At 64.1% G+C, this 11,111-nt stretch carries 11 protein-coding genes and 1 pseudogene; 4 read left to right on the top strand and 8 right to left on the bottom strand.

Features of this window, described 5'->3' with window-relative positions; all coding sequences use genetic code 11:
- Positions 1 to 46: 46 nt before the first annotated feature.
- The 3 genes from yddG to CP49_RS36490 form a co-directional block, all read right to left on the bottom strand.
- On the bottom strand, positions 47 to 919 hold the full coding sequence (gene yddG, locus CP49_RS36480; protein ID WP_057854940.1) for an aromatic amino acid exporter YddG: 873 nt from the start codon (positions 917 to 919) through the stop codon (positions 47 to 49).
- 173 nt (positions 920 to 1,092) lie between these two features.
- Positions 1,093 to 1,818: an acetoacetyl-CoA reductase gene (gene phbB, locus CP49_RS36485; protein ID WP_057854953.1), complete on the bottom strand. Its 726-nt coding sequence runs from the start codon at positions 1,816 to 1,818 to the stop codon at positions 1,093 to 1,095.
- 206 nt (positions 1,819 to 2,024) lie between these two features.
- Positions 2,025 to 3,203, bottom strand: a complete 1,179-nt coding sequence (locus CP49_RS36490) for an acetyl-CoA C-acetyltransferase (protein ID WP_057854941.1) — start codon at positions 3,201 to 3,203, stop codon at positions 2,025 to 2,027.
- 318 nt (positions 3,204 to 3,521) lie between these two features.
- On the opposite strand from CP49_RS36490, the gene phaR reads away from it, so the two are divergent.
- Positions 3,522 to 4,121, top strand: coding sequence for a polyhydroxyalkanoate synthesis repressor PhaR (phaR, locus tag CP49_RS36495; RefSeq protein WP_057854942.1), 600 nt, complete (start codon positions 3,522 to 3,524; stop codon positions 4,119 to 4,121).
- 164 nt (positions 4,122 to 4,285) lie between these two features.
- On the opposite strand, the gene CP49_RS36500 is transcribed toward phaR, so the two are convergent.
- Positions 4,286 to 5,977 (bottom strand): putative bifunctional diguanylate cyclase/phosphodiesterase, encoded by a 1,692-nt coding sequence (locus CP49_RS36500; protein WP_057854943.1) that lies wholly within the window; start codon positions 5,975 to 5,977, stop codon positions 4,286 to 4,288.
- 239 nt (positions 5,978 to 6,216) lie between these two features.
- Here CP49_RS36500 and CP49_RS36505 point away from each other — a divergent pair, with 239 nt between their 5' ends.
- Positions 6,217 to 6,501, top strand: coding sequence for a hypothetical protein (locus CP49_RS36505; RefSeq protein ID WP_057854944.1), 285 nt, complete (start codon positions 6,217 to 6,219; stop codon positions 6,499 to 6,501).
- 1 nt (position 6,502) lies between these two features.
- Here CP49_RS36505 and CP49_RS36510 read toward each other — a convergent pair whose 3' ends face one another.
- The 3 genes from CP49_RS36510 to mtgA form a co-directional block, all read right to left on the bottom strand.
- On the bottom strand, positions 6,503 to 7,285 hold the full coding sequence (locus CP49_RS36510; RefSeq protein WP_057854945.1) for a hypothetical protein: 783 nt from the start codon (positions 7,283 to 7,285) through the stop codon (positions 6,503 to 6,505).
- Between the two features lie 134 nt (positions 7,286 to 7,419).
- The gene (gene rpmF, locus CP49_RS36515) at positions 7,420 to 7,602 is read right to left on the bottom strand and encodes a 50S ribosomal protein L32 (protein ID WP_028347701.1); all 183 of its coding nucleotides are present in this window, start codon (positions 7,600 to 7,602) and stop codon (positions 7,420 to 7,422) included.
- A gap of 153 nt (positions 7,603 to 7,755) precedes the next feature.
- On the bottom strand, positions 7,756 to 8,427 hold the full coding sequence (gene mtgA, locus CP49_RS36520; protein ID WP_057854946.1) for a monofunctional biosynthetic peptidoglycan transglycosylase: 672 nt from the start codon (positions 8,425 to 8,427) through the stop codon (positions 7,756 to 7,758).
- A 185-nt stretch (positions 8,428 to 8,612) separates the two neighbouring features.
- On the opposite strand from mtgA, the gene CP49_RS36525 reads away from it, so the two are divergent.
- Both CP49_RS36525 and CP49_RS36530 read left to right on the top strand, forming a co-directional pair.
- Complete coding sequence (locus CP49_RS36525; RefSeq protein WP_057854947.1) at positions 8,613 to 9,533, top strand: polyprenyl synthetase family protein; 921 nt, start codon at positions 8,613 to 8,615, stop codon at positions 9,531 to 9,533.
- 20 nt (positions 9,534 to 9,553) lie between these two features.
- Positions 9,554 to 10,234 carry a DUF1345 domain-containing protein gene (locus tag CP49_RS36530; protein WP_057854948.1) on the top strand — a complete coding sequence of 227 codons (681 nt, stop codon included), beginning with the start codon at positions 9,554 to 9,556 and terminating at the stop codon, positions 10,232 to 10,234.
- Between the two features lie 61 nt (positions 10,235 to 10,295).
- Here the strand turns inward: CP49_RS36530 and CP49_RS46490 are convergent.
- A pseudogene (locus CP49_RS46490) lies at positions 10,296 to 11,111 on the bottom strand (caspase family protein); the annotation flags it as partial.

Below are 11,111 nucleotides of genomic sequence, written 5' to 3' on the forward strand. Positions count from 1 at the left end.
TGCATCGGTGCGGTGAGATGATGGGTATCGCTTCGCTCCACCCATCCTACAGTCTTTTTCTCAACACCATATCCTTTGCCGCGATCAGGCCGCCGCCGGCGATCAGGATCGCCGCGACGGCGATCGTGGCGGTGGCTTGCGCAAAGCCGGCCAGGATCAAGAACAATGTTGACAGCAATGGCGTCGCGTAGGAAGCCGCACCCAACACGCGGATGTCACCGCGTTTCATGCCGATATCCCAGACAAAGAACGCGGCACCGACAGGACCGACGCCGAGCGCAATGATCGCCAGCCATTGCCCGACCGTCTCCGGCCAGACCGTGGTCTCGACCATGCCGTGAACGAGCGCGGCCAGCAGCGCGGTCGCAAGACAGAAGCCTGCCACCGCATCGGTCGGCACCGCCTTGAGCTTGCGTGACATCACCGAATAGGCCGCCCACACAAAGGCGGCAACGAAAGCTGCGGCCAGCCCTGGTATCTGACCCGGTGCGAAGGCGCCGGTATTACCGACGAACAGCAGCACCGTGCCGACAAGCCCGAGCAAGGCACCGACGATGTGATGCGGCGCCAGCCGTTCGCCCGGCAGCAGCGACGAGAACAGCACGATCAGCAGCGGCCAGAGATAATTCAAAAGGCCGGCTTCGGCCGGCGGCGCGTAGCGCAGCGCGAGGAAATACAGCGCGTGATAGCCGAACAATCCCCCGACGCCGACGACCCAGGCGACCGGCGGCTGCTTCAAGGCGCCAAAAGCAGACGGCCTGAACAGGAAACTTGCGAAGGCGACCAAAGCGCCGATCGCAAACGTCATGGCGGCGAGCTGAAACGCCGGAATTTTTCCGGTCGCAACGGTCAACACCGACAGCAGCGACCACATCAGGATCGCGGTCAGTCCGATCAGCGTAGCGGTGCGGATAGCCATAGGCAGAGTTCTCTCGTCATGGCCGGGCTTGTCCCGGCCATCCACGTCTTTTCTTGTCGCTGGTTGTAAAGACGTGGATGCCCGGGACATCTAGCGCGAAGACGCGCTTCGCGCTTCTGCCCGGGCATGACGACTTTTTCACACAACGCCTCGTCGCAATGACGAGCGCGCCATCACACCATGTACTGCCCGCCGTTGATCGTCATGGTCGAGCCGGTGATGCCGCTCGCCTCATCGGCGGCGAGGAACACCACGGCGCGGGCGATTTCCTCGGGCTCGCCGAGGCGGTTGACCGGGATCAACGGCAGAATGCTCTTCTCCAGCACCTCCTTCGGCACCGCCTGCACCATCTCGGTGTTGATGTAGCCGGGGCAGATCGCGTTCACGGTGACGCCGCCCTTGGCGTTCTCCAGCGCCAGCGCCTTGGTGAAGCCGATGTCGCCGGCCTTGGCCGCGGAATAGTTGACCTGGCCGAACTGGCCCTTCTGCCCGTTGATCGAGGAGATGTTGATGATGCGGCCGAACTTGCGGGCGCGCATGCCCTCGATCACCGGGCGCGTCATGTTGAACAGCGAGCCGAGATTGGTATTGATAACCGCGTTCCATTGATCGAGCGTCATCTTGTGGAAGGCGCCGTCCTTGGTGATGCCGGCATTGTTGACGAGCACGTCCACGGGTCCGAGATCGGCCTCGACCTTCTTAGCGCCTTCGGCGCAGGCATCGAACGAAGAGACGTCCCATTTATAGACGGGGATGCCGGTTTCGGATTTGAATTTCTCGGCGGCGGCATCGTTGCCGGCGTAGCTCGCCGCGACCTTGTAGCCTGCAGCTTTCAGCGCCTTGCTGATCGCCGCGCCAATGCCCCTCGTACCCCCCGTAACCAATGCAACACGTGCCATGTCGTAGTCCTCCTTGGTGGTCTTCTTTCTATGCCGGAATTGTCCCGGTCTTTTGACGAAGCGCAGCCTTTGGCTTGAAGCGTTGTTGAAAACGCTTGCGTAAGATGAAAATGCCCGGCGCGAGACCGGGCATTTCATCTTTACCAATTCGAGCGTCGGTTACGAGATGATCTTTTCATCATTCAACCGCTCACTCTGCCTTTAGTTCAGTCGCGTGCAATGCACATCGCGATGCCCATGCCGCCGCCGATGCAGAGCGTGGCGAGGCCTTTCTTGGCGTCACGCTTCTGCATCTCGTGCAGCAGTGTCACCAGCACGCGCGCGCCCGACGCACCGATCGGGTGACCGATCGCGATCGCGCCGCCGTTGACGTTGACCTTGCCGGTATCCCAGCCGAGGTCCTTGTTGACCGCGCAGGCTTGCGCCGCAAACGCCTCGTTGGCCTCGATCAGGTCGAGGTCGCCGACGCTCCAGCCGGCCCGCTTCAGGGCGGCGCGCGAGGCCGGGATCGGACCGGAGCCCATGATCTTGGGATCGACGCCAGCCTGACCCCACGACACGATGCGGGCGAGCGGCTTCTTGCCCTGCTTGGCCGCTTCCTTGGCGGTCATCAGCACGACGGCGGCCGCGCCGTCATTGATGCCCGAGGCGCTGCCGGCGGTCACGGTGCCGTCCTTCTCGAAGGCCGGCTTCAGCTTGGCCATCGATTCCAGCGTCGCGCCGTGGCGGGGATATTCGTCGGTGTCGACCACCACGTCGCCCTTGCGGGTCTTGATGGTGACGGCGACGATCTCGTCCTTGAACTTGCCGGCCTTCTGCGCGGCCTCGGCCTTCTGCTGCGAGTTGACGGCGAACTCGTCCTGCTGGGCGCGGGTGATCTGCCACTGCTTGGCGACGTTCTCGGCGGTGTTGCCCATGTGATAGCCGTTGAAGGCGTCCCACAGGCCGTCCTTGATCATGGTGTCGACCAGCTCGAGGCCGCCCATCTTGACGCCGCCACGCAGGTATTGCGCATGCGGGGCCATGCTCATGGATTCCTGGCCGCCGGCGACGACGACAGAGGAATCGCCGTTGAGCAGGGCCTGATAGCCGAGCGCGACCGAGCGCAGGCCGCTGCCGCAGAGCTGGTTGACGCCCCAGGCCGGGCTCTCCACTGGAATACCGGCGTTGATGGAAGCCTGGCGGGCTGGGTTCTGGCCCTGCGCCGCGGTGAGGATCTGGCCCATGATGACTTCGGAGACCTGGCCCGGCTCGACACCCGCGCGCTCCAGCGCGGCCTTGATAGCGACGGCCCCGAGATCATGGGCCGGGGTGGTGGCGAACGCGCCGTTGAAGCTGCCGACCGGGGTGCGAGCGGCGCTGACGATGACGACATCGTCTGACATGGACATCTCCTTATGGGGTTTCTTGGGCTTGAGGTTTCTTCGACGGCGGGCGGGCCGGATGCCGGGCCTGTCTCTCACCTTATCCTGTTAACCTCGCCCACCCATGTCAATCGGCCACGGCCCAAATTCCTGCCGCGGCGCATTCAAATTGATCCCCGTGAGAGTTTCCATAGCAGCGTCCATGCCTTGGAATTAACCGTGCCGCACAAAACGGTAGCCGAACCGCATTGAAAATGCTTACTTTGCTGCGTTGCGTTGCTCGTCTGCCCGTCGGCGATGCCGTCGGGTTCCCCGCTCTCGGTGTCGATGTGTGAGCTTATGGCAAAGTCAGACCAACCCACGACCATCAAGAAATACGCTAACCGGCGGCTCTATAATACCGGCACAAGCACCTATGTGACGCTCGAGGATCTCGCAGCGATGGTGAAGGAAGGCGAGGATTTTCTCGTCTATGACGCCAAGACCGGCGACGACATCACCCGTCAGGTGCTGGCGCAGATCATCTTCGAGCAGGAAAACAAGGCCGGACAAAATCTGCTGCCCACCACTTTCCTGCGGCAGTTGATCCGCTTCTACGGCGACAGCATGCAGATGGTGGTGCCGAAATATCTGGAGCAGTCGATCGACACGCTGACGCGCGAGCAGGAAAAATTCCGCAAGCAGCTTACCAACACGTTCAGCGGAACGCCGTTTGCCCCGCTGGAAGAACATGTCCGCCGCAACATGGAATTGTTTCAGCAGACGTTTTCGATGTTCAAGCCGTTCGTGCCGCCGCGCCCCGGATCGACTTCGTCCGAGCCGGAGAAGGCGCCGGAGCCGGCGCCCGACGAAGATAATATCGACGACCTTCGCCGCCAGATGAAAGACATGCAGGAACGCCTCGAGCGCATGTCGAAAGAGCCGAAGAAGGAAGAGTGATAGGGTTCGCTCCCTCGTCGTCCCTGCGAACGCAGGGACCCATAGCCACCGGCTTTTGTTGTAACTGAAGATCTCTACGTCCATCGCCTCACCGATAGGCCGCAGCGTATGAGTTCCCGGGTTCGCGGGGACGACGGAGAGATTTTTTCAACGCGAGAAGACGATCAGCCCGCCGCCGGCAGCGCCGCATCTCCCGCCATGGCCCACGGCCGTTCCGGCGAGGCCAGCCCGATCAAGCGGCCCTGGATGTAATCGCAGCCCCATTCGCGCAGCATCACGGCGGCTTCTTCGTCCTGCACCCATTCCGCGACAGTCTTGATCTGCAGGCGGTTCGCCAGATCGATCAGCGTATGCACGAAGGCGCGATCGTCTGCGGAGCGTGCGATGTTCTGCACGAAGGCGCCGTCGATCTTCACGATGTCGACGCCGAGTTTGCGCAGGTTTCGGAATGAGGTGTAGCCGGCGCCGAAATCGTCGATCGCAATCTGGCTGCCGAAATTCTTCAAGCGGGTCACGAAACCGCGGACGTCGTCGATGTCCTGGATCGCCACCGTTTCGGTGATTTCGACGATCAGCCGCTCGCCGGCGCCGGGATGGGCACGCATCAGCGATTCGATTCCGGTCCACCAATCCGGATCCATCGTGGTGTCGGGCGAGATATTGAGGCTGAGCCGCACGTTCGGCGACGCCGCAAGTTCGGCGATCGCGAGCTCGAGCACGCGGTGGTCGACCAGCCGGATCAGGCCCAATCGCTCGGCGACCGGAACGATGTCAGGCGCCAGCAGCGCCTGGCCGTCCGCCTGCTCCATTCGCACCAGGCACTCGTAGAACGCCGGTTGCCGCGAGCGCGCTTCGACCACCGGCTCGAACGCCGTGACGATGCGGCGCTCGTTGAGCGCAGTGACGATCTCGTCGGTGACGCGGATGTTGACGCGGCGCTGGGCGTCGCGTTCGACATTCGGCCGCCACAGCGAGAACGATCCGGCGCGGCGGCGCTTGGCGCCGTCGAGCGTTTCCTGGGCGCGATTGATCGCCTCATCGGCGTTGCGGGCGTAGCGCGGGATGGTGATCGCGCCGATCGAGGCCGTCACCGAGACCGGGCCGGATTTGGTCGGGATCACCTCGTCGCGGATCCCGGCCAGGAAGCGCTCGGCCGCGATATTGGTGTCGTCGACGGTGCAGTTCCTCAAGATCAGCCCGAACTTGTTGCCGGAGAACCGCCCGAGCACGTCGCCGGCGCGCAGCTTGGCGCGGATGCGCTTTGCGACTTCGGCGATCACGGCGTCCGCTACGTCGAAGCCAAAGGCATCGTTGACGCGCGCCAGATGATCGATACCGATCAGCATGAAGGCGGAGGACGATCGGAAACGCATGGTTTCTTCGATCGATTCCGCCAGCGAGGCAATGAGATGCGTGCGATTGAGTTCACCGGTCAGCGGATCGTGCCGCGACAGCCGCATTAACTGCTCGTCGCGGGCGTGGCGCTCATTGTTGATACGGACGATGCCTTGCGCGCGCACCGGCTTGCCGTCGGGCCCTGCAAACCAGCAACCGGTTTCCTCGATCCAGAGCACGGGCACCGAGGCGGAAGCGCGCACGCCATATTCGATCCGGTAGGCGACGCCTTCGCCGCCCCGCGCCGGCGCTGATTGCGCGAGCGCGTCCGTGCGGACCGAACGGGACGGCTCGATCAGCTTGGCAAACCCGGCGCCGCTGGCCAGCGCACCTGCCGGGACGTCAGTGAAGACCGAGCCTACATTGTCGCTCCAGGCGATGGTGTCCGCGGTCAGGTCCCAGACGAAGGCCGCCTGGCCTAGCGAGGCAAGGATGCTGGAGGCTTGCGGGACAGGGAGCATCAGGACGCCTCGATTCGGGACACCGCCGGGTGATTCGATTCCCTTAAGCCTTGAGGATAGTGGCTGTTCGGAACGAGAGGCTAGGCTAAGTTCATAAATAATCCGGAAACCATGTTTCACAGACTTCCCGCGCCAGCGGGGAACGGATCGGAAGGGAGCGGCATAGGCCTTGCGAGGTCAGATCGCAGGTGGGGGCGGAACGTCCCAAAACGTGACAGATTAGCCGGTTGCGGTGTGCGATGCTGGATATCGATCGATCAGAGGAAGTGTTGGACGGCGACTTCGTCAACGTCGAGCCGGCCTGCGTGGAGCTGGTGCCGGTGACCCAGTCCGTGCACTGGTCACAGAGCGCGGCCACGCCGCGGCCCGATCCGACCTTCCTCGCGCAGTTGATCGCTACCGCCGACCAGGCACCGCAAACCCGCGGCCTGAGGCGGGCCTCGCTGGCGGATGCGCAGACGGCCTATGGCGCCAGCCAGATCCGGCGCTGCGGCACCGGCTTCCGGACGCGGCAAACCATCTAGATCAGCGCTGAGGTGTCTCCGGCTGGTCCGGCTTGTCCGGCTTGTCCGGTGATGGCGGAGAGCCCGGCTGTATGCCGGGCGACGGGACTTCGGGCGACGGGACTTCCGATGAAGGCGTTTTCGGCGAGGGCGCCTCGGGTACGACCGAGGCCGCCTCGGACGCGACAGCAGGCTGCGCCGGTTTCGGTTCGACGGCAGGCCGCCCCGGTTTCGGTTCGGGGTGATCCTGCAGCACGGATTCGGCAACAGAGGCTGCCGCCGGTGCAGATGGCGCGGCAGGCGCAGGCGAAGCTGCCGGTGCCGGCGCGGGCTTGGGCTCGGCCGCAGGCGCTGCCTCGACTTTCTCGACTTTTTCGGCTTCGGCTTCTTTTGCCGGAGGCGCGGGCGCTGGCGCTGGCGCCGCCGCTACGGCAACCGCACGGCGCCGCGTGCGTAATGCGAGACCAGAGAGGAAATCCACCAGCGACAGCGCCGTCAGCAGGAAATAGGTCGAAGTGCCGAATTTCGGCCACAGCACGAATTCGGCCGCGGCTGCGCCGAACACGATCAGCGACAGCAGATGGTCGGTCAGGTACTTCGCACCGGGCCGCGCGCCCTTGATGACCTCGGCGAGCAGCAGCAGGATGGCGAGCGTAAGCAGCACGTCGCTCAGCGTCACCGTCCATTCCGCGCCCGACATCAACGTCAGCTTCACCAGCGGATCGGTGAAGGCAACGGTGGGCATCAGGAAGACGATGATGTTGTAGATCGCGAGCGGAATCAGAAGCAGCGGAAAACCGACCATGGGTATCGCGCCTTCCTAGGAAAACCGGAATGTCCCCGGCGAAGCAAACGCTTCACCTTATGGAACCGTTGGCCCACTCGTTGGCCAAATTCGGGCAGACGCCGCCAGAAGCAGCGTCTTATCCCCGAACCCGATCAGGATTCCTTCTTCTTCAGCACCTGCCGGCCCTTGTACATGCCGGTCTTCAGGTCGAGATGGTGCGGACGGCGCAGTTCGCCGGAATCCTTGTCCTCAGCATAGGTCGGCTTCTTCAGCGCGTCCGCCGAGCGGCGCATGCCACGCCGCGAGGGCGATGTTTTTCTTCTGGGAACGGCCATAACGATCCTCTAGGGGTGTTGTCGGAGGCATCGTCCGAAACCGGACGGCCCAGCGCTTCGCGCACGAGCTGCGATGCCGATAAGGCCGCGCTTATAGAGGATGGCATGGCGTAAAGCTAGGCCAGCTTGCGGTTAAAGCGGCCGAAAATTGGCTCAAAAAGCACGATTTTCGCTCCAGCAGCGCTGTACTGCGCCCGCCCGCGCCATATAGGTGCCGGCCAGACGGCGCACCCCGGGGCCGGGATTGCGGGCGCTTCGCCTGACAGGATTGGGCAGGATCGCCGCCAGCAACGCGGCCTCGCGCGCCGAAAGCGAAGCGGCCGGGCGGCCGAAAGCGTAAAGGGAACCGGCTTCCGCCCCGAACTGTCCGGAAGGCCCGAGTTCGGCGATGTTGAGATAGATTTCCAGGATCCGCTGTTTGGGCAGCACCAGATCGATCCACATCGCGAGCGGCAGTTCCAGCGCCTTGCGGACCACGCTGCGGCCGGGCCACAGGAACAGGTTCTTGGCGACCTGCTGGGTGATGGTCGAGCCGCCGCGGGCCGGCTCGCCGTCCTCGGCATCGTCGATCGCATCCTGCAAGGCGCCCCAATCGATGCCGCGATGGCCGCAGAATTTGGCGTCCTCGGACCCCACCACCGAGCGCGGCAGGTAGGGCGACATCGCGTTGAAATCGATCCACTGACGCGATACCGGCGTGCCCTTGAGCCAGCGCCAGGCCATCAGCGTCGAGACCGGATGTCCGGTACGATAGAACGGCGTCACCAGATAGGGCAGCAGCACCACCGCCAGCAGGATCAGCAGTAAAATTCGGACAATCCGCAAATTCGATGCTTCCGGTTCTGCCCAAGCCGGCCAGGGACCTATCAATAGGCCCCATCCAAGTGACATCTCCATGATATTTCGTGGTTTTTCCAGCCCATTTTAAGGCGGTGTGATCCTCGTCATGGAATTGACGAAGCGCCCGCCATCAAACATTGTCCGGCCAAATTGATCTGGAGCTATTCTTAATGACGACCGCCACTGCCGATTTCGCCAAACGACTGGACCAGACCGCGGAGGACACCGAAGCCCTGCTGGCGAAACTGTTGTCCGATACGCTGCTGCCCGAAGAGATCGCGCGGCCGAAACGGCTGATGGACGCGATGCGCTATTCCAGCCTCGGCGGCGGAAAGCGGCTGCGGCCCTTTCTGGTGGCCGAAAGTTCGGCGGTGTTCGGAGTTCCGCGCGAAGCTGCCCTGCTGGTCGGCGCGGCGCTGGAATGCATCCATTGCTATTCCCTGATCCATGACGATCTGCCGGCGATGGACAACAGCGACCTCCGTCGTGGCCGGCCCACGCTGCACAAGGAGACCGACGACGCCACCGCGATCCTCGCCGGCGACGGGCTGTTGACGCTGGCGTTCGACATCGTCACCCGCGACGAGATCCACAAGGACGCTAATGTGCGCCTGCTCTTGACGCGCGCCCTGGCCCGCGCCTCCGGCATTGGCGGCATGGTCGGCGGCCAGATCCTCGACCTTGCCGGCGAGGGACGGTTCGGCGACCGCGAACCGGTCGACGTGGCGCGGCTGCAGCAGATGAAGACCGGCGCGCTGCTCCGCTATGGCTGTATCGCCGGCGCGATCCTCGGCCAGTCCACGCAGAAGGAGTACCAGGCGCTCGACGATTACGGCCGCGCGCTCGGCGAGGCGTTCCAGATCGCCGACGACCTGCTCGACGTCGAAGGCGACGCGGCGGCGCTGGGCAAGCAAACCGGGCAGGATGCAGCGCTCGGCAAGACCACCTTCGTCACCCAGCTCGGCATCGAGGGCGCCAAGCAGCGCGTGCGCGACCTGCTGGCGCGCGCCGATTCAGCGCTTTCGATCTTCGGAACAAAGGGCGACGTATTGCGGGCAGCCGCGCGCTTCGTCGCGGAGCGCAAGAGCTAGCGAGCATTTAAAGGCGGCGGATGAGCAAGGAATTCGAAGAGCACCTTGTTCGGTTCCGGAACCTGCCGCTGCCGGTCCGCGTGGTCTACGGCAGGCCGCGAACCTTCATCGCGCTCGCGGTAGGCGTCATCGCGTACTGGCTGCTGCCCGGCACGCTGCGGCTGCCAACGCGGCTAGTCGTCGGCTGGAACGTCTTCGCCGCACTGTATCTCGCACTTGCCTACATCATGATGCTGCGCTGCGACGTCGCCCATATCCGCCGCAGCGCAGTGTTGCAGGATGACGGGCGCTTCCTGATTCTGTTGTTGACCGCATTCGGCGCCCTCGCGAGCCTTGGCGCGATCGTGCTCGAGCTCGGCGCTTCGAAAGGCAATCCGGCCGGGCTGATCCTGGCGACGGTGACGATCGTGTTGTCATGGGCGCTGGTGCATACCGCCTTTGCGCTGCACTACGCGCATGATTTCTACCGCGGCAGCAACGCCGGTGGCCTGCAGTTTCCGAGCGGCGGCGCGCACGAGGATGCGGACTATTGGGACTTCGTCTACTTCTCGTTCGTGATCGGCATGACCGCGCAGGTTTCCGACGTCGGCATCACCGACAGGATCATCCGCCGCACCGCGACCGTGCACGGCATCGTCTCGTTCGTGTTCAACACCGCGCTGCTGGCATTGATGGTGAACATCGCGGCGAGCGCGATTTGAAAAGCCACATTGACCCCGCTGTCGCGGCGCCAATGTGGACTTGATCTGATGCCGGCCGCCGTTACGGGCACACGCCCGACATGATGGCCTGGTAGCTATTGCAGCCTTGCTGGCGTTCGAGGCCGGTGAGCGGGCGGCCATTGGCGCCGATGCTCGGATCCCGTCCCTGATAACGCCCGGCGGTGGCCTGCCTGCCCCGCGGCACCTGATACGGCCTGGCTTCCAGCGCCTGCCGCGGTTCGGGCTTCCCGCGCTTGGCGACCGGCTTCCTGGCGCTACGCTTCTCGCATTCGTTGTCGTCGTTGAGGAACGAGCCCTCCGCACAGGTGACCTTGGTGCAGCGCTCGCCCTCGGCCTTGAAGCCGTGTTCGCAGACCAGCGGGCACACCCGCGATGACTTCAGCTTGATCGTATCGAGCGTATCGACGCTGGCGACCTTGGTGTCGAGCTTGGTTCCGGCATAACGGTTGAACAACGTCAGCGACCGCTGCGAGGCGCTATTCCAGTTGCCATCGGCGTTGCCAGTCAGACAGCCGACCCGGCGCAATTCGGCCTGCACCGACTTGGTGATTTCGGCTTGGGGCGGTCCCGCGGTGAGGGCCGCAAGGTTGACCGGTTTGTCCTTGTCAGCGGGTGCCGGAACGGACGCCTTGTCGCCGGCGGCGCTTTCGGCGGCGACGCGCTTCTGCTCGGCCGCGGCCGCTTGGTCCTGCGCCACCTGCTTGGCCTTTTCAGCCGCGATGCGCGCCTGCTCGGCGGCTTTGGCTTCCGCTTCGGCCTTTGCCTGCTGCGACTTCTGGGCGCCCTCGGCGGCGAGCCGTGCCCGCTCCTGCTCGGCCAGCCGCGCTTTCTCGGTCGCGGCGACGCGCGCTTCCTC

It is taken from the genome of Bradyrhizobium valentinum (assembly GCF_001440405.1).
Taxonomy (GTDB): domain Bacteria; phylum Pseudomonadota; class Alphaproteobacteria; order Rhizobiales; family Xanthobacteraceae; genus Bradyrhizobium; species Bradyrhizobium valentinum.